This is a genomic window from Reyranella massiliensis 521, from assembly GCF_000312425.1.
Lineage (GTDB): Bacteria > Pseudomonadota > Alphaproteobacteria > Reyranellales > Reyranellaceae > Reyranella > Reyranella massiliensis.
In genome coordinates this window covers 3,538,839-3,556,235 of the sequence record NZ_HE997181.1, presented here as the reverse complement: position 1 = coordinate 3,556,235, position 17,397 = coordinate 3,538,839, and the positions used below count along the sequence as shown (strand labels likewise).

Sequence of the window (17,397 nt, the reverse complement as noted above, 5' to 3'; positions counted from 1 at the left end):
TGCGTCCCCGATAACGATAGAGCGCGACTAAGGAACTAGCATGAGCGTACTCAAGCCTCTCAAGGTTTCCTTCTTGAACGGCATTCTCTATCGGCGCGATGGCGTGTCGCTCAATCTCTGGGAACGAATTGTGACGCTATCACTGGCATATAGAAATGCCGTTGATATACGCATTTTCGTGACAGCTACCGACTACGATGACCCGCGTATTGTGGTGGTAAATAGCCCTGCTGATGTGCTCAGGAGCCACCATTACCAAGAGTCTGATATTTTATTATTTGACTTCGGTATTCACAACACAATCTTCGATTTGATTTTGGCGGCCAAGCCTTGGCAGAAGAAAGTCACATACTTTCACAACATTACTCCCTCGGCGTTATTTCCTAATACCAGTCGACACTCCGTAACCGTTATGTCTGAGAGGCAAAGATCGAATTTATTCTGCTCTGACTTTGTATGGTGCAACAGCGAATTTACCAGGAACGACCTCACTGATTTGGGCTATCCCATTGATCAGATAGGCATACTTTATCCACCAATCATCATCGGCGAAGGCTCTTCAAATTGTAGGCCACAAACGGGGCCAGCACACCTCTTGTATGTGGGCCGCTTCGTCAAGCAGAAGGGTATTATGGATCTTTTGCAGGCAGTCGCTTACGCAAGAGATTCTGGCAATGCGAACTTTGCTTTGAAGCTCGTAGGTACCCAGCGCTATTCTGATCGAGAGTATGCCAATGAAGTTCTAAGCTTCATCAGGCGCAACGATTTGGACGCGCTAGTATCAGTCGAGGGCGAGCTTAGCGAAAGGGACCTTCTTTGTCGATTTAATGAAGCTCACTGTTTGATATTGCCATCCTATCATGAAGGATTTTGTTTGCCTATTGCTGAAGCTCTGAGCCGTGGCTGCTATGTAATATCTTATGACGCAGGTAATTTGCGCTATATCGCCGGTGGGTTGAGTGACCTCGTTCCAACCGGAGATGCTGGCCGTTTAGGGGAATCTATCGTCAGGTTCGTTAAACAGTTCTCTAAGCCTTGGGGGCAAAGGCTGTATGAGACTGATTCTGGTCCCATTGACGTTATGACATTTGAGCGAAAGGCGATCGACTTTGCTCAGAAATACTCGAAGCGCTCTGTTGCCGCTCAATTTCTTCTGTTTTTTGACAACGCCATTAATTCGCATAAGGCTCACCCTGTAAAACAGCCAGCAGTGATTGATGCTACGGATGATCGGGTTGTTGATGGCAGCGCTAAACGAGATTTTCTCGTAAACGCGATTCGCAACGCGATTGACGCAGCTAACCGTATGGAACTCCGCGACCAGCTGTAAGACATGGATTGCAAAAATGGATGATGTCGCTTCCCTAAAAGCCGAGGTTGCTCAGCTTCGAAATCGACTTGCCGAAAAAGAACGCGAAGTAGCCATGCTGTCCGACACACTAAAACAAGATGCAGAAATTTGGGTTCAGCTATTGGACGCACTGTCACGTATGAACGCAGATTTTCGATTGTTGAAGCGAACTAGCGTGATTGCGAACGATCAGGCGAAGAACAAGTAGGGGGCGAGTAGTGAAGGTCAGTGTAGTCATCAACACACTCAATCGCCGCGATATGTTGGACAAAACGCTGCGTTCCCTCCGGCATCAACGATATCGTAACTTCGAAGTCGTCGTTGTTAACGGTCCATCAGTAGATGGTACCGATGAGTTGCTGACGCAATGGAGAAACGACGTTCGCCTTTACAACTGCGAGCAGCCAAACCTATCCGTTTCACGAAACATTGGAATAGCTGCTGCGAGCGGAGATGTCGTTGCATTCATTGATGATGACGCTGTGCCAGATCCGCAGTGGCTGCAAAGAATTGTCGGCGCTTATGATCGAGACGACATTGGAGCGGTTGGCGGCATGGTCTACGACCATACAGGCTACCAGTTTCAGACCAAGTATATTCTCGCTGATCGATTCGGTGGCGCTGAGTCAAATTTAGAAGTTGATCCAACACTCCTTTACAATTTTCCAGGTAGTACGAAGTACGTAGCCTTACTGGGCACCAATTCTACATTCCGACGGCAAGCTCTTTTGGAAGTTGGTGGCTTCGATGAAGAGTATGCCTACTATCTTGATGAAACCGACTTGTGCCTACGTATTGTTGATCGAGGCTATGCCATCAAGTTCGCGGAAGGTGCATTTGTCTATCACAAATTCGCACCTAGTTCTCTGCGAGACCATCGTCGAGTTGTGCGGAACCGCTACGAAATCCTGAAAAACCAAGCGTACTTTGCGTTTCGCCATGGCGCGCCTGCGACCGGAAGTATCGAGGCAATGGCAGCCATTCAACGATTCGTTGAGCACAATAGGGGCGATGTTCGTTGGTGTACTGAGCACGGCCTATTACCTGCTGAAGCTCTTGAGACATTCGAACTGGATGTAGTTCGTGCAACGCGGGACGGAATTGCTCGGGCGCAGCTTGCTCCAAAGCTCGGGCTGCTTAGCCGCGATTTGGCGACGGAGGGCCTTTATAGGAAGTTTGCTCCAACGTTCTGGAAAGAGCAGCACCTAACAATTTGCTTCTTCTCAACACAGTATCCGCCGGGGCCGGTGGATGGGATTGCGCGCTTTGTCTACGAAATTGCACAGGAATTGACAGCGCGCGGCTGCAAGATCCATGTCCTCACCAGAAGTAAGGACCACAGTACTGTAGACTTGGAAGGCGATGTCTGGGTGCATCGACTTAAGGTTGAGCATCAAGACGGTTGCCCTAGTGGCGTACCTCAGCACATCTGGGACTCAAGCCAAACCTTCATGAAGGAGGTGAAACGAATTCAGGAGTTTGAGCCCGTCGACATTGTTCATGCTCCTGACTGGGACTGCGAGTCACTAGCAGCGCTGATGGACGGGTCGACTCGTGTGGTTGTTTCCCTAAACACTCCTATGCTTGTGGCCGCCTCTATGCACCCTGCTTGGCTGTCCAATTCTAACACAATGGAACAGACTATCGTTCCGATTTGTCGATGGGAACGGCGGATCTTGATGGCGGCCGATGCGTTCTATGCCAATAGCAATGGCATTATTCGACAAATTGAAACTGAGTATAATGTAGAAATCGATAAGGGGCGTACGCGCGTCGTATTGAGAGGTTTGGCTGACCGAGCCGACGGTCGTCTGGAGAGAACGTTTGGACGTCGCGTCCTATTCGTGGGGCGGCTGGAGTATCGGAAAGGCATCGACATACTCCTGAGCTCAATCATGACGTTGATGCCGCGATATGATGATCTTGTCGTTGACATAGTTGGGCGCGACCCGGAAGTCCAACATGGGCGTTCGTCGTTTCGTCAGAAGCTAAGCGAGGAGGTCGGGCGCGTTGAATGGCTGGAAAGAATTCGGTTCTGGGGGGAAGTTCAGCAGGAGCATTTGGATGACTTCATTCGCGCCTGCGATGTTTTTGTAGCGCCGTCCCGCTTTGAATCATTTGGGCTTATCTATTTGGAAGCTATGATGCACGGAAAGCCGGTGATCGGGACCGATGCCGGGGGTATCCCCGAAGTTGTTGACCACGGTCGTAATGGACTTCTTGTGCCACCTGGTGATGAGGCTGCTTTCACAGACGCTTTGGCGAAGTTGCTGGATTCCCTGGAGCTGAGGGAGCAGTTTGGTCGCGCTGGTCGTGCGCGATACGAAAGCCATTTCACGTCGGGGCTCATGGCCGACAAGACCTTGGAGTTCTACGAAGATATTATGGCGCGACCGAAGAGATCGCGGACTGACCGTATCTCTTTGCCTGTAGCCAAGCGTTGCGAGCTACAGGATTTTTGGGTGAGATCTCCACTTTTTCCTATACTATCGCAGATAGACGAAGTTGCGATCAATTGGCAGGTCTGGGCTTATGCTTTGTCGATGTATGCATTGCAGTCGACAATAGATCGTCATCACAAGCTGCATACAGATAAGCTTAGGGTTTTAGTGATTGGTCAGTTGCCTCTTCCGATTGTGAGTTTGGGGGGCGCGGATTTTGCGTACGTCCACTTGGACAATCACTATTCGGTAAAAACAGACAATCCCCATTCAAGCTATCGAACTATGGATCGTCTCGGTTTTGCGGATGCGCACTTCGACTACGTCTGTTTGTTAGACCCACTCCAGCCTGCTGGATCCGATTTCTTGCCCAAGGTACTTGAGATCGCAAGAATTACAAAGGTCGGAGGACACCTCTTGCTGACGCTCTCGGCAGGTAGTCAATCGAAGGCTCTGGTGGCGAAGATTGGAGCTGAATTACAGCAGGCGGGGGTTTCGATTCTCGCTGACTTGACCGCGGTAACCGAGAGTGCAAGCAGCGAAGCTATCGGACAAAAGCCCACAGCTTTGCAGCACCGGACGCCTACAGGATGTGAAGACGTTTACCTTGTTGAGTGCGCCAGACGCTAGAGCGTCGTGCTTTCGATTGGAATTAGTGGAGGGTACGATGCCAAAGGCGGAGATACCCGTAACAATGCGTTTCCAAATTGAACGCAAGCCGCTTTAGATAACTAAGGGTTTCTATGTTGACGACTTTGGGAAAGATTGCTCGGTCTTTGAAGCTACGTCAGCCTCGTAAGTCCTTATTGGAACGTACGGCTGTGCAGATAGGCTCTTTGGCTGTGACGCATAGGTCAATCCTACAATTCGCATCAAACAGCGATTTGCATGACAAAGGATACATATCGAACGGTGCGAGAAATACACTTCCACCGGGAAAGTATGCCGTCACTTACGAATTCCACGTCGACGACGACACTTACTCTCCCAGGTTGGTGTTTGATGCTGTGCGTTGGACTACGGAGACGCAGGCGACTCTGATAGCTGAGGCTGTGGCATCACTGCTTCCAGGGGCTGCGCGGACAGTAGTATTCCATCTTGCGTTTGAGCTAGCAGAGCTTGCAGTGGTTGAGGTTCGTGCGTGGTCGGATGCCAATGGCTCAAGACTTGGCTTAAAGAGAGTTCGTATCGACGTAGTCGAGCTACCGTCGAACTTCGAGCCTCACATCGTATTCAGTCCACCAACTGGAAGGCAAAAGCTTTGGCGTTACGTTCCAGTCTCCATTGCACCAGTGTGCGCTGTGCCGCGATATGCTGCAGCTGAAACTTCGGAAATCTGGTTTCAAGTACCAATGGGTGCCCAGGGCGCTGCGATCATCCATTTAGAAGATGCAACCCAGGATCATGAGATTATTGAAATAGGAGATGTCCAGAGCGCCGCCTATTTCCAGCTGCGCGAAAGTGGTGAAAGGCTGTCGTATTATAAGATCCATCCTTCTGTTAACAATCGTTTGATGGGCGAATTGAGAGGGAGCCTGAGGATCGGCGGCTACGAGATACCTGTTCCCTCTATTCAATTGTCTCGGATGTTCGAGAAGCCAAGTATTCGGAATGTCGGCATGGAGTCACTATCTAGTAGGCATGTTGTTTTACGACGGGAGGGCGAGGACAGAGGTGAAGTGCGACTTGCGCATTGGTATCTTCGTCGCAATCACCGGCACACTCCCCATGTGGAAGGTCGGGATTTAGTGGTCCCGACAGTGACGACGGATGCTGTCGATCTCGGGCGAGCCGATATCGCTTTGCTAGTGTTTGAGAAATCGCCAGAGGCTGGGTCTGTCAGCATATCTTTTGGAGGGCAATCAGCAGTTTTTGATTTGCGATCGACAGTACCGGGAATTCGTGCGGTTTTGTTGCCCCGAGACTTTGATGATATCCAACTGGGCGAGACGCCGGCTGCCGCCGAAAAGAATCCCCTTCGATGTGAAGTAATCGCAACAGGCCTCAAGAATTCGAAGTCCAACAACAGCGAAGTGATTATTAAGCATGTTTGGAATTCTTACCCAGTTGTGAAAGGCGTACTGGACAGCATGACGTTCTCTGGAAGCTTGGAGAGAAATACCGATACTGCAAAAATTTGGGAGGGCACGGCTTCAATTGAGTTCAAGCCGCGTATTGCCATTGGATTACATAGACACGATTGGAGTGGTTTGGCGCTGCTGCGCTGCGGTGAGCGCGAATGGGTGGTTGATCTTTATAGTGATCAGCCGGAGCAGCTTCTGTTTTTCCCGGGCTTGGATCGACCTTTGATTGATCCCCGAGATGAACAGAGCCAAGTCAGCAAGGACCCCGTTCATCCCGCACTTAAGGGGCTCTTTCATGGCTTCCATCGGGAGGAGTAACAGCTAGATCTCTTTGCGTGAAATTACTCATGAGCCGATTCTAACTCAGGCGAATTTGTTCTATTTGCTGTTCGTACCAATCTTGGTGGGGATAGTTGTCGCCTATGCTATCCAAAAGAGAGAAAGCCTGTGGGCGATCCCCCAACTTCAGCAAGGTGCGTGCAAGACAAATTACTACACCCCCATAATCTGCACTTTGTCGCGCGGTGCTAGTGTGCAAACAATCAAGCGTTTTCCTATAGAAGAGTTCTGCTTCGGGCCATTGGCCGATATTAAATATTATCCCGGCGTGGGTACCTAATAGCCAGGCATCATCTCCATGCTGCTCCAGAGCGGTGCTTGTAATTTCAATGGCATTCTGAAGACGACCTGTAGCGCATAGTAGCGTGGCGAGTTCTGCAGCAAATACTTTATTACTAGGTAAGATAAGTAATCCGCCCCGCAAGATTTCCTCTTGTCGCTTTATATCACCGACAGTAGCCGCCAGACGTGATCGTATAAGGAGTTGCGTGTCGAGCGGTAAAACTCCACCGCTAGTTTGAGATATTTCGAGCAAGTTAGCTGCGGCATCATTCTCGCCGACATAGATTAAGCTCAATATGATAGCGCCCAACTCCCGCCCATCGAATGCTGAGGCCTGCTTTGCTGTTAACTTAGGAATCAGAGCAAGATGCTGATTTTCATAGTCAGGCCGCTGCTGCTTAGCGATGTGAGCAGCAAGATGTGCTGTTGGTGAAGAGGGATATTCCTCGAGGATCCTATCAATTATTTCAGGTGCCGCTCGCTTTGCTGCATAAACATCGCCCTGGAATGCATAGAGAAAAACTCGCGCCGTATTGTTGGATGGAGCACAGAATTTGACTTGCTCAAACGAGTATCCAGTCAGTTGTTGGAAGTCACTGGGAATAGACGCCATAACTTCGTCGCACAGCGACGCGGGAAGCGTCGTTTGATACTGAATGTTCTTCAGGCGATCTTTAGCTGAAAAGATGACAGAGTTTGGTAGCTTCTCCGGGGCATAAATGGGATCCGGCAGTGGTACTCCGATGGTGTCTATCCATGACGTTAAGGTAGCTCCACCAGTCTCAAGTAGTGACTCGAACTGGAAAAGCCTATGCTTCGGATGGAAGGTGAGTGTTTGGTCCCACTCCAAGTAGAAATTGACATATAGCTCGACAAGCTGCAGTGCATTGTGTTGCTCCACTCTCAAATCAACATTGTAGAAGCTTGTTAGTTCATGCGCGGTGTGGTTCAGAATACTCTCTAGCCAAAGCAGAGGGTGTCGCGCGACGAGGCATATGGGATCGTTTCGCACAGCCCAAGTGGCCGAAGGTGTTGCATGTCGGCGCTTGCAGCGGTGGTGTGTTTGTGAATGCTTCTATCGATGTGAGCAGAAGTGCAGTTGGCAATTAATGCACTCAAGTAATTGGTGCCGGTTCGGGGCATTCCGAATATGAAGATGTCCATCTATACAGTTCTGTTGCTGATCCGTAGCACGAGTATTTGAGGCAATGGTTGCTTACCATGAAGACGCCCTCATCGTAGACAGGCATGGAAGGACGCAGTGAGAGAAGCCTCAATTTTTTCGCAAGGGTTCTTGAGGTTGAGTGCTGTTGCGCGGATCGATGCTTGGGAATAAATCTGCAAATACCATCATTATAATTGCGGTTATTGGCGGCCTCTCTGCATCAGGCAGTGGGAAACTTTCAAATTTGCACGAGGTGGAGCGAACGTCGGAATGGCTCCCGAAGAATAGTTATGTTCGCGTGATCCTCGCCGACGCAATAGGGTGTGATCAGATTTTTGGGGCGACGCCTCAGAACAGGCCTAGTTGAGGAGTGAAGTGGACGAATAGCGTCCGTGTTATATAGTTGTTCCGATATTGGTGATCGGACAGAAAAAGGCGGGATGGCTAGTGCTTAATCTGAAAGTTGGCTCCCAGGTCGAAATTGACGGCCGCACCTGCATTCAAACACTAGAAGGGGCTGCTGGCCATGCCATCTACGGACCATATGAAGTGGTTGCTCCGGGAGCTTATGCTGTCCAATTTGAACTTGCGTCTGCTCAGGTGTCTGAAGGGCTGAGTGGGGCTTGTGCGGTGATGGATATTGCGACTGAATCTGGTACGACGATTCTCGCGAGCCAGACCGCCGATATTAGTAAAATTGGAGAATCGTTCACTGCATTCTACGTAACGTTCAAAATTGATAAGCCTACTACTCTTGAGTATCGAGTATTTACCACCGGGCTCGTGCCTTTGCTCATTGGTGCGTATTGCCGTCCAATCCCCCTGCCGGAACAGGGAGCTTCAGATTTAGAGTCTCTCTTCTTTCCGAATGCTAACCGGAATGTGCCGATATTTTTTGAGCAAAATGTAAAGACACTCAGAAGCCTCTATGAGGAGGGGGTAGATGTTCGCATCGTCAACAATGACGTTGTGCTTAAAGCAAACGGTGTCTCTTTCTTTGCTCGAACTTACGATGATATTCGATTCGTTAGGGAGATATTCTTCAGTAAGGTTTATAATGTCGAACTGGGAGAAAAAGCTTGCGTGATCGATATCGGTATGAATATCGGTCTAGTTTCTCTAGGATTCGCAACAAAACCTTGGGTTGTCGAGGTTCATTCATTTGAACCTTTCCAGAGCACGTTCAGTCGCGCAGTAGATAACCTTGGTCTTAATGAAGAGCTCGCGAGGAAAATATTCCCAAACAACTTCGGGCTTGCCGGCGAAGACGCTCAGCTGACAATCTTAGTGCCTGACGAAAGCGACTCCGGTCTCATGTCTATTCGGAGCGCTGATGCTGGTGTTCCTAAACAGATTATAGTGAAGGATGCAGCTCGGACGCTAAGGCCCATCATTGAGAATGCCAAAGCTAAAGGATTGCAAATCGTTGCCAAGATAGACTGTGAAGGGGCAGAGTTTCCAATCTTCGACCGCTTAGAAGCTGATGGGTTGTTGCGCCAATTATCCGCAGTCATGGTAGAATGGCATCGTGTCTTTCCAAACAAAACGCAAGATGATCTTATTGGCCCACTGCTAAAGCATGGGTTTTTGGTCGTTGACCTTACTCCGCCAGTGGGCAATGGCTTCTTTTATGCTGTCAATACTCGTGTAGCATCCTGAGGAATCTGGATGTCGTCGGATGTTGCTCAGTATTTCAGCCGACTATGTTCAGAGTCACGTGCGCCCAGGCTATACAAACTAGTGGCAGAAATGTTGGTCGTACGTAGTGCCATCATGGATGAATCAGTTATGCTCTTGCGGGCCTTGAGATAACGAACAGATTTACCAAGAGATCGACAACTTCGTTGAAGTTCATCGCATAGTCGCGTGGCAAACTACGGAGGCGCATCTAATGACTATCCATCGATTGACGTAGTGTTGGTCTCTGGCGGCAATACCCAAGCATTTGACTTAGGCAGCCTCGAACGAATGTGTGGCAGTAGTAGTGTCGGCATCAGCTGACTAAAAGAAACAGGTGTCACACCTGCGGGCGGGAAGAGGCGGGACCGAAGCGCCGCCATCACAGCATGGAAGCAAAGAACATACCCCTCGCGGAAGCTGTGAACGAGTGTATAGGGCGGCCCACTGGGCGCAACGCGCCATTGCAACAAGAAGCGGACCGAGAGCCAAGAGATACTCAGATCCTTGCGAATTCCTGCTTGACGAGTGACAGCGCCGTCCCGACGTGAGTTTCCGTCGTAAGCGTCGTTCTCAGGCCACGGCCTTGAGCGCTGGGGCGGCGGCGTATGCCCAAGCGAGCAAGTCGTCGAGACGGTTGTGGGGATGGCCATCGACGATGCGGGTTAGGGTGTCGGCCAGGTAGCGGTAGGGCTCGACGTCGGTCAGTTTGTAAGTCGCGATCAGCGAGGTAAGCGATGTTTTGGGGCCACATTGCTCGTAAGCGTCCGGCGGAGCTTTCAATTACCCACATTTTTCCGCTCCGACCATTGCGCCCAGCGCGATGTCGGTCAGCCGGGACAGTCCGCGCCACATGACCATGTTGCCGGGCGGAGGATCGTTGGCGCGGGCGAGATAACCGCCGAGCCGAGCGATCTTGATGAGATAGTGGGAGAGCGTTCTTCGGCGGAGTGAACGTTGGTCGCGGTCCATGACGAGGCGATCGAGCAAGGCGATCTCATCACCAGTCAGTGCAAGAGCCGGCGGCGCATCAGGACTTGAGCGGTTGAGCATCGTCATCCAGAAGACGCGCCAACTCACGATGCAATAGACGGCGATCAGATTGGTCAGACGTTGGGCGGTCCTGAGCTTTGCCTCCTCGGCCCTGCAGCCCGATTTGAGGACCTTGTGGAAGACCTCGATCTTCCATCTCAGAGAGTACCATTCGAGCTTCTCAATGGCGTCCTTGCGAGACTGTACAGGCAGATCGGTGATCAGCTTCCAATCGATCTTCTTCCTGTTCTTCGGCGTCCCGCGCTCCTCGGCATGGATCACGGTGAGCGTCAGTGCCGGATAGCGCTTCTGCTTTCCGATCGGCGGCTGAACTCGGATCCGTCGGTATCTGATTTCGAGAACAGCTTCGTCCGGTTCGCCGTCGTCGTCTTTGACTTCGATGCGATGCAGGCCTTTGACAGCTACTTCCTCCATTTCGTCGGCGATCGTGTGATCGCCCTCGCCAGCCAAGCGGTCGACGCAGGTCCGAACCACAAAGTGCGTTTCGATCTGCTGCGCCCTGCAGAAGAGCTCGTAGATGTCGCTTTCGCGATCGCCGATATGAACGCATCGGCCTGGGCCGCCCAGCAGCTCCGTCGACTGGCCCAGATTGTCCAGCCAGCGAATGCTCTCCTTCTCCTCGATGGGAACACGTGTCGGGTTGATCTTTTTCTTGAGCGCGTTGGTGCCTTTGAACTTCTTGCGGGTCCAGAACTTGACGGCGGATAGACCCAGCGGCAGCCCCTCGGTCGTCACCGCCAGGCTGGAATGCATCAGGATGCCGCAAACCGTGTGCGCCCTCAGGCGGCCCACCTTGTCCCGTCCGCTGTTGATGCTTTTGGTTATGCCGATCGCTTCGGGCTTCTCTCTTTGATAGCTGAACTCGGTGGTGTCGTGCAGCACCAGGGTCGGTCCATCAGTCGCTACCACCCGGTCGCGCGTCGCCTGGAAGTGACCGGCCAGGATGTCTGCTTCGCTAACCCGATCGTTGGCGAAAAAGCGATAGGCCGCCTTGGCATTTGCCCAATCCTGGCAGACCAGCGGAATGCTTTGGCCCATGGCGCTCCCGATCTGCGCCAGCAGTTTGCGCAGCCGTTTGTTCAAACGATCATCGGGAAGACTACAGCCGGCAAGCTCGCCATCAACCCACGACTCAACTGCTCCATCCATCGGCACCGGTCCTTTGCGATTCGGTGCCAGACAAGGAATCACGACTGATTCCTTTCATGCAATAGCTCGTGCGATTCTCAGAACGCTCGACAATATGTGGGTAATTGAAAGTCACGCCGGACGCTTACTCCTGCAGGTCGACGGCTATGGCGGCTACAAGGTGCTGGCCAGGCAGAGCAACGTGCAGCTCGCCTTCTGCTGGAGCCACGTGCGCCGCAAGTTCTACGAGCTCGCCACGCCCGGCCCGGCTCCGATCGCCAGCGAGGCGCTGATGCGCATCGCCGAACTCTACCGCATCGAGGGCGAGATCCGCGGTCGTTCTGCCGAGGAGCGCCGTATCGTGCGCCAGGAGCGAACCCGGCCTCTGGTCGAAGCTCTCGAGCCGTGGCTGCGCGCCAAGCTCCAGCCCATCAGCCAGAAGACCAAGCTTGCCGAGGCGATCCGCTACACGCTGTTTCCTCGACGACGGCCGCGTCGAGATCGACAACAACGTGGTCGAACGCGCCATCCGGCCGCTCGCCTTGACCCGCAAGAACGCCCTGTTCGCCGGCTCCGGCGGCGGTGCCGAGCATTGGGCAGTCATCGCCTCGCTGATCGCGACTTACAAACTGACCGACGTCGAGCCCTACCGCTACCTGGCCGACACCCTAACCCGCATCGTCGATGGCCATCCCCACAACCGTCTCGACGACTTGCTCGCTTGGGCATACGCCGCCGCCCCAGCGCTCAAGGCCGTGGCCTGAGAACGACGCTTACCCTCGAGCAACAGTCACGGCGTCGGTTGGGAGTTCCCTCATGTCTGCATCGACGACGCCTCGCGCCTGGCCTTCAGCAAGATCATGAAGACCTAGCGCGGGTCTTGTGCCGTAGCCTTCCTCAAGGCTTCCATCGCCTACTACAAGAGCCTCGGCACTATCGTCCTGCGTGTCATGACCGACAATGGCCCATGCTACAGATCCAAGGTCTTCGCCAAGCCTTGCCGTCGCCTCAAGCTCAAGTGCATTCGGATAAGACCCTACGTTCCGCGCACCAACGGCAAAGCCAAGCGCTTCATCCAGACCTCGATACGAGAATGGGCCTGTGCCCGCGCCTGTCTGAACTCCAGACAGTGCGCCCTCGAGCTGCCCTTCTTCATGCACCGCTACAACTAGATCGACCTCATGCCAGTATTCGACGAATGCCGCCGATCAATAGACTCGGCCTGACCAGGGACAACCTGTTGAGACTCCACATCCAACTGCGCCGCACTCTCACTGTCTGTCACAATGACTGCTTCAATCATGCCAGTATACCTCGCGCTGGCTGCTTTGCGCCTTCGCCCCAAAGACTACGCCGAGGCCTTATTGATTGTCGCTTGCCAAGTAAAAGAATGCTCCAGTTGCTCGCCAGATATCTGGAGGAAATGCGGCTTGTTTTCTTGATGGATTGAATTTTGGGGTTGGAGGTTGGCGCTAGCTGGGAGCGGCTTTAGAAATTGCCTTGACGGACTGCAACTTTTGTTTGCCACGAAAATGGAGTTTACCTTGAACGAAGATCGAAGACGAAAGTCGCTTCAAGAATACGCACAAGATTTGCGGGACCACCTTGGTCGACTAGAAAGATGTCTCGATAAAATTGAGAATAGTGTCGACCGTAGTGAGCGGCGATTGATCAACATCGAGCTGAAAGCAAATATGATTCTACGTCCTGATAGAGGGATCGACACAACGGATTTCATTCTGGCCTTTCCTGGCCATCAACATCAGGCGTTCGGGCATCTGACATTCTCACAGTTTGGAGAGGATCTTATTCTATCAAATCTGTTTGCCATGATAGGTACGAAGGCCCCCTCGTATTTGGATGTTGGCGCCTATCATCCAGTAAATCTTTCTAATACGGCGTTGCTATATTCGCGCGGTAGTCGTGGCATCAATGTTGAGCCGAATCCGGATTTGTTTCCTGCTTTCGAAGCCAACCGCTCCGAGGATGTTAATCTAAATATAGGTGTGGGCGCTGTCCCGGGGCATATGGATTTTCATCGAATTGATGAAACGTCGGGTCGTAGTTCCTTCGACCTCTCAAATGTAAACTCAGCGTTGAACGCAAACCCGGCCCATCGAATTTCCGACACGCTCAAGATTCGTGTCGAAACTCTAAATATGATCGTTGATCGCTACTGGGCGGGGCGGTTTCCAGATCTTCTGAGTGTGGATGCTGAAGGGTGGGACTATGATATCCTCGCAGCAACCGATTTAAGCCGAAGTAAGCCGGCAATAATATGCGTTGAAGCGATAAGCGGGGACAACATAGATGCTACGCCACGGCTGGTGCCCTTGCTTTGCAGCCGAGGTTATGAATTGTATGTGCGTACGGTCGCCAACTTGATTTTCCTGAGTGAGGATAGTCTGAAGAGGATCAGAGAGTTTCGCCTTTAGCGCGTGAGTGATTAGCATGCCGCAGTTTGCGGCCTTCAGGCTCAACTGTTCTGAAATCTGAGGTGCGGCTGACCTACTCGGCTCACGGCGGACTCGCATCGTCGCAATATTTCGCCAACCTGCGTAAGCCGATACCTCGCGTCGCAATTGTTGCAACATATTCTCGGCGAGTAGGTCACAAACAACTCAATTCTGTCATTTCAGACTGCATCAACAAGGGATTGCCATATGATTGATATGGGAGAACTCGGCAACCTAGCTTGGCGTGACTGGTCAATAGTGGGAGCACCCAGTAGCGGCCCGCATCAACCTTCCAATGCGGACATCAGGACATTCGTGACAGCATTGGAACAACAAACACGACACGCATTTGCTAGCGTTGCGGTGCTTCGCGCCTATCGAGGCAACGCAGTCGATGGACGGGTCGTCGCTCGATCCGTCTTCGGCGACCGCGGCGGTGGACCGTTCTCAGTACGCCAAGGCGATAGCACGACTCCAGATGATGGCGCCCTGACGATCGTCGACGAGCTTGGGCGTCGGTGGGCTCGCGAAACCAAGCGCGAGTACTTGGCTGAGTTCTGGGGCGCGCGCGGTGACTGCAAGAACGCGACTTCCAGTTCAGTCAAGATCACATCAGGCAACAAGACGCTCACCATACCTGCTGCCCAGTTCACTTCTGCAGACGTCGGTAAGCTCATTGTTGTTTCCGGGGCCGGCCCAGCAGGCGGTTTGCTTTCTAGCAAGATCGCTTCGATCATTAGCACCACGAGTGTCGAGCTGCAGCATGCAGCAAGCACCACCTTGTCGGGATCTCTGGCTTATGTCGCCTATGGGACGGATGACTCTCAGGCCATCCAAGCCGCTTGCACGTATGTGGCCACACTGCCGATGGGGGGCGTGGTTGCCCTGGACTCTCGTTGCTATGCCCTTTCGGCCGCGATCGTTGTGCCCAAGAATGCCGAAGTCGAGATCATCGGTACTGGCATGGCCTCGACCATCCTTTTGCAGATGAACCCAACTGCAAACGGCGTCGAGTTCTCCCGAGACGACTATGCTTCGGGTGGTCGTGTCTCCGGTCTCTCCATTGAAGCCGGACCGGGACGTCAAACCACGAACTATTTTGGACCCGGCTCCTTGGGTATTGGCATCAAGGCCGACGGTATGGGCGATAACTTTACCTTGGAAAATGTGGCCGTTCAGAACTTCGCAAAAGGGGTGTCCCTTCTTGGTTGCTGGAACGGTCGCCACGGGAGACTTGAGATCCTGTTTTACGCAAATACAGGAATTGAAATCGATAAAAGTCCGACCACCAACTATGGCGGAAGTAACGCCTTCGACTTCGCAAAAATCAGCAACTTCGGATACACCGGCGCAACGGCTGGCACGATAGGGCTTCGCGTGCGAGCGTCGGGTGGCGAGTTTTTCGATACTCTCGATATTCAAGGTGGCGATCGGCCAATAGTCATCGATCCGCCGGTTGGGGACCAGGTTGCTTACGTCTCCGGCTACCTTTGCATTGCGGATAGTGGCCTAGGCAATGGCATCACTTTGGACGGGAGCGCTGGAATGCTTGGGGCGTTCTTGTTCGAAAACCTATGGTCTGGCTTCAACAGCGGCCATGGCGTGTTGATCAAGGGGGTGAATACCAGCAATTTGATCTTCGGCTCGTGCCGAATACGAGAAAATGGTCTGAATGGCGTTCAAGCGGAAACCGGAAACTTTTTTGTTCTCGGCGGTTCCATCAATAACAATTCCCGAGGCAACTCCGGAAGGCATGACGGCGTACGCGTCCAAGCGGGAGTTTCGAACTGGGCCGTTCTTAACTGCTTTCTTGGAAACGACAGCTCGAGCAGCAGCAGCCACCAGCGCAATGGCATCGGGATCGAAGCCGGACCCTCGGATTCGTTTCTTGTCGAGGGAAATACGTTTCGCGGAAATGTGACCACGTCTGTCGTCAATCTTGCGACTGGTGTTAACTACAGGATCGAAGGGAACTTGCCCAGATCCGATCATGCAGCGAACGAAACGAACGGTGTCTTTCCCAGCTTTCTCGACGTCGGCCGCAATATAGCGCTCACGCATCGGCTTCGTATGGCCAATGACTCCATGCTTTCGGTTTACTCGGATGCGGCTGGCGAATTGGTGCTAGAGGCTACAAAAGCCAGCAACGGAAACGTGAAGTTCGTTCTCAATCTGGATAAGTACGGCGGAGGAGTGAAGTCCGGCGCGTACTTCGATGCAGGCAGTGAGTTCCGCGTTGCTGGCGTCAGGGTCGTCGATGCTCGCAAGACTGGCTGGGCCTCTCCTACCGGTACGGCTACCAAAACCACCTTTGACACTACGACGGTCACCACCTCTCAGCTTGCTGAGCGGCTGAAAGCGCTAATCGACGATCTGGCGTCTCATGGCTTGATCGGCTCATAGAGCTCTGCTCCGCTTAGGCGAATCTCGCCAGCTGTATGCTGGTCAGAAAGCGGCCAGCCCGGAGATCATTCCAACTTATCGGTCGCTGTCCGTGCTGCTCGAGAATGGAAAGCGACATCCCAGTAGCTTGCATGTCGTCTACGAACTTGCTGCCATCGAAACTGGCAGCGTGGATCTGACCGGGAGACCACTCCATCACCATTTTAACTTGCGGATTGGCAGCGATAATCTTCTGCATGCCGGCAAATGCCAGCGGTTCGGCGCCTTCGACATCGAGCTTGATGTGATCGACACGGCCATCCATCGCGTCGAGAAAGCGATCAACTCGGAACGAGTCCACTGTCACCGGTACAGACGGCTCTTCGCCGATGCCCTTCAACCTCTCGTCGGACTCGCGAATGATGCTTGTATTTCCGGCTCGGGTCAGGCTTCGATGCAACGTAAGCTTGCCGTCAGTGTCAGAAGCAGCGCCCTGTATGGCCGTGGTGTAGGATTCCAGGTAATTGATGTTGTCTCGGACAAACTCATAAGTGAGAGGGTCTGCCTCGACACCAATCGTACGGCCTTTCCAAGCCAAGCGGCCGAGCAGGCAGGTGAAGTACCCAATTGGCACCGACATCGAGACAATGATCGGTCGGTTGAATGGTGCGTAGAAAGTAATGGGTGGCTTCGGCTTCGTACAAGCCATTTGTGATCAACGCCGGAATGATCAGCCGGTCGCCGCCGTCCACCAGGAAGCCCAAATGAAAGTCGGGAAAAGATACGCGCGTGAGGACGCGGCCGTTGCCAACATATGTTGCTCGCCGTGACTCAGGACTTCAATGCGAGAAAGCTTGTTCTCAATATTCTCAAGGCGGGCGTTGATCTGAGCTAGCAAGTCCAGAGTGGCAACTCGCTCCGGCGAACCTTCATTTTCTGATCCGCCAACTAGGTCTCTGAGCGTCTTCAGCGGCATTACAATCTCCCATTGTAGAGACTGTAGCACAGCGTGCGAACGCCCGTACAAGCCCAATCAAGT

12 protein-coding genes and 2 pseudogenes are annotated in these 17,397 nt (G+C 52.6%); 9 read left to right on the top strand and 5 right to left on the bottom strand.

Annotation, left to right across the window (positions count from 1 at the left end; all coding sequences use genetic code 11):
- The first annotated feature begins 40 nt into the window (after positions 1 to 40).
- The 4 genes from BN60_RS29885 (at position 41) to BN60_RS30470 (ending at position 6,194) form a co-directional block, all read left to right on the top strand.
- Positions 41 to 1,330, top strand: a complete 1,290-nt coding sequence (locus BN60_RS29885) for a glycosyltransferase family 4 protein (protein ID WP_083856161.1) — start codon at positions 41 to 43, stop codon at positions 1,328 to 1,330.
- Between the two features lie 16 nt (positions 1,331 to 1,346).
- Positions 1,347 to 1,559: a hypothetical protein gene (locus BN60_RS30475; protein WP_148283450.1), complete on the top strand. Its 213-nt coding sequence runs from the start codon at positions 1,347 to 1,349 to the stop codon at positions 1,557 to 1,559.
- Between the two features lie 10 nt (positions 1,560 to 1,569).
- Complete coding sequence (locus tag BN60_RS29055; protein ID WP_083856160.1) at positions 1,570 to 4,422, top strand: glycosyltransferase; 2,853 nt, start codon at positions 1,570 to 1,572, stop codon at positions 4,420 to 4,422.
- A 494-nt stretch (positions 4,423 to 4,916) separates the two neighbouring features.
- A complete protein-coding gene (locus tag BN60_RS30470) occupies positions 4,917 to 6,194 on the top strand; it encodes a hypothetical protein (protein ID WP_148283449.1) in 1,278 nt (425 codons plus the stop codon).
- Positions 6,195 to 6,234: 40 nt separating this feature from the next.
- Here the strand turns inward: BN60_RS30470 and BN60_RS30465 are convergent, their stop codons facing one another.
- Positions 6,235 to 7,398, bottom strand: a complete 1,164-nt coding sequence (locus BN60_RS30465) for a tetratricopeptide repeat protein (RefSeq protein WP_148283448.1) — start codon at positions 7,396 to 7,398, stop codon at positions 6,235 to 6,237.
- Between the two features lie 711 nt (positions 7,399 to 8,109).
- On the opposite strand from BN60_RS30465, the gene BN60_RS29880 reads away from it, so the two are divergent.
- Complete coding sequence (locus BN60_RS29880) at positions 8,110 to 9,321, top strand: FkbM family methyltransferase (RefSeq protein ID WP_148283447.1); 1,212 nt, start codon at positions 8,110 to 8,112, stop codon at positions 9,319 to 9,321.
- Positions 9,322 to 9,912: 591 nt separating this feature from the next.
- Here BN60_RS29880 and BN60_RS17290 read toward each other — a convergent pair.
- Together BN60_RS17290 and BN60_RS17285 are read right to left on the bottom strand one after the other, a co-directional pair.
- On the bottom strand, positions 9,913 to 10,122 hold the full coding sequence (locus BN60_RS17290; RefSeq protein ID WP_020697364.1) for a transposase domain-containing protein: 210 nt from the start codon (positions 10,120 to 10,122) through the stop codon (positions 9,913 to 9,915).
- Positions 10,123 to 11,541, bottom strand: coding sequence for an IS4 family transposase (locus BN60_RS17285; protein WP_043284034.1), 1,419 nt, complete (start codon positions 11,539 to 11,541; stop codon positions 10,123 to 10,125).
- A 127-nt stretch (positions 11,542 to 11,668) separates the two neighbouring features.
- Here BN60_RS17285 and tnpC point away from each other — a divergent pair.
- The 4 genes and pseudogenes from tnpC to BN60_RS17265 form a co-directional block, all read left to right on the top strand.
- A pseudogene (gene tnpC, locus BN60_RS31835) lies at positions 11,669 to 12,284 on the top strand (IS66 family transposase); the annotation flags it as partial.
- Between the two features lie 24 nt (positions 12,285 to 12,308).
- Positions 12,309 to 12,775 (top strand): annotated as a pseudogene (locus tag BN60_RS31485) (integrase core domain-containing protein); the annotation flags it as partial.
- Between the two features lie 289 nt (positions 12,776 to 13,064).
- Positions 13,065 to 13,955: an FkbM family methyltransferase gene (locus BN60_RS29870; RefSeq protein WP_215905914.1), complete on the top strand. Its 891-nt coding sequence runs from the start codon at positions 13,065 to 13,067 to the stop codon at positions 13,953 to 13,955.
- Between the two features lie 228 nt (positions 13,956 to 14,183).
- Positions 14,184 to 16,379 (top strand): hypothetical protein, encoded by a 2,196-nt coding sequence (locus BN60_RS17265; RefSeq protein ID WP_148283445.1) that lies wholly within the window; start codon positions 14,184 to 14,186, stop codon positions 16,377 to 16,379.
- Positions 16,380 to 16,392: 13 nt separating this feature from the next.
- Here BN60_RS17265 and BN60_RS17260 read toward each other — a convergent pair whose 3' ends face one another.
- Positions 16,393 to 17,067, bottom strand: a complete 675-nt coding sequence (locus BN60_RS17260; RefSeq protein WP_043284032.1) for an FkbM family methyltransferase — start codon at positions 17,065 to 17,067, stop codon at positions 16,393 to 16,395.
- Between the two features lie 21 nt (positions 17,068 to 17,088).
- Positions 17,089 to 17,334, bottom strand: coding sequence for a hypothetical protein (locus tag BN60_RS17255; RefSeq protein WP_020697358.1), 246 nt, complete (start codon positions 17,332 to 17,334; stop codon positions 17,089 to 17,091).
- Between the last annotated feature and the right edge of the window lie 63 nt (positions 17,335 to 17,397).

Bases quoted from the DNA above. Each gene is read 5' to 3' on its own strand.
- BN60_RS29885 (WP_083856161.1), top strand. From the start codon at position 41: ATGAGCGTACTCAAGCCTCTCAAGGTTTCCTTCTTGAACGGCATTCTC.
- BN60_RS30475 (WP_148283450.1), top strand. From the start codon at position 1,347: ATGGATGATGTCGCTTCCCTAAAAGCCGAGGTTGCTCAGCTTCGAAAT.
- BN60_RS17285 (WP_043284034.1), bottom strand. From the start codon at position 11,541: ATGGATGGAGCAGTTGAGTCGTGGGTTGATGGCGAGCTTGCCGGCTGT.
- BN60_RS17265 (WP_148283445.1), top strand. From the start codon at position 14,184: ATGATTGATATGGGAGAACTCGGCAACCTAGCTTGGCGTGACTGGTCA.
- BN60_RS17260 (WP_043284032.1), bottom strand. From the start codon at position 17,067: ATGGCTTGTACGAAGCCGAAGCCACCCATTACTTTCTACGCACCATTC.
- BN60_RS17255 (WP_020697358.1), bottom strand. From the start codon at position 17,334: ATGCCGCTGAAGACGCTCAGAGACCTAGTTGGCGGATCAGAAAATGAA.